At 37.2% G+C, this 1,273-nt stretch carries 1 protein-coding gene; it reads left to right on the top strand.

Features of this window, described 5'->3' with window-relative positions; genetic code table 11:
- A partial coding sequence (locus ACFIK2_RS06645; RefSeq protein ID WP_375677049.1) for a right-handed parallel beta-helix repeat-containing protein occupies nucleotides 1-1,273 on the top strand: 1,273 nt, incomplete at both ends.

The following is a 1,273-nucleotide window of genomic DNA, read 5'->3' as shown; positions in this document are numbered from 1 at the left end:
GTCTTTAAACAATGTAACCGTCACTCAAGCAAACACAGGCATATTTGCAAATGATCACTCCACAATAACAGTCTCTGGAGGTTCATTTGATTCAAAACAAGCAACAATATTTGCGCAAAACGGCAGCACAATCACTATAAATGATTCTAAAATTACATCATCTGATAACACTGGGCTCCGGGCAAAAGACAATGGCACCATCAAAATGACGAAAGGAAAAGTTAAAGGAGGAATTTATGCAGCATTAACTGCTGAAAACGGTGGACATATTAATGTTATAGATGTTTCTCTCTCAGTAGCCACAGGTGGTGGAGCTGGTGCAAATGCCAGCGGCCCTAATAGTATGATCGAATTGCACGGAACAGAAATTGATCATGCTTTTCTTGGGCTTTATGCAGAAAAAAATGCTATAATTAAAATGACCGGAGGAACTATTACAACTTCTACAGTTGGTGCTACCTTTTATGACAGTAAAAACAATGAAAATAAGTTGGAAGATGTGACAATATCGAGCAGTCAAAAAGATGAAACAGTGGTGTTTACAGGATTAAATTCCCAAGCAAGCAATGTCACTTTAAAAAATGTACACATTACAAATGCAAAATTCGGTGTATATGCAATGGATCATTCTAAAATCAAAATATCAGGAGGATCATTTGTTGGAAACGATATAGGGATTAACGCAGAGAGTGGCAGCACCATTGCTTTAACCGATGATACCAAAATTACATCATCTAATGGTTATGGGCTCCATGCAAGTGGACTAGATTCCACCATCACAATGACGAAAGGAAACATAACGGGGAAAGAGGCAGCATTGACTGTTGAAAACGGTGGGCAAATTGATGCAACAAATATTTTTGCAACAGCAGAGAGAAATGGCATAAAATTTGAAAATCCTGAAGAAGATACAACCTCAGAAATCAATTTAACCAACGCAAAGCTTCACATTAAAAACGGCATTGGAATTAATGTAGATGAATCAACCGGCACAGTCAATCTTGGCAAAAAATCAGAAATCCGTGCCGACGTTCTATTAGTAACCAAAGCTTCAGCTGAAGAAAATGATTTAGCTTTTACACTCAATTCTGATAACTCCATATTAGAGGGTAGAGCAAAAGTTATTAACAGTCCTAAAACAATCTTTAATTTGCAAAACAATACACAATGGATTGTAAAAACCAGCACAAACGAAAAAGATGATGATGGCAATCTACTTGATATTGCTCAAAGATCTCGTTCTGATGTTTCTGTGCTAAACCTCAACAACAGC

It is taken from the genome of Bartonella sp. AP88XZML, from assembly GCF_042195565.1.
In the GTDB taxonomy this organism is placed as follows: Bacteria; Pseudomonadota; Alphaproteobacteria; order Rhizobiales; family Rhizobiaceae; genus Bartonella.
Note: the sequence above shows the minus strand (reverse complement) of the source record. Positions and strands in the feature narration are given on the sequence as shown.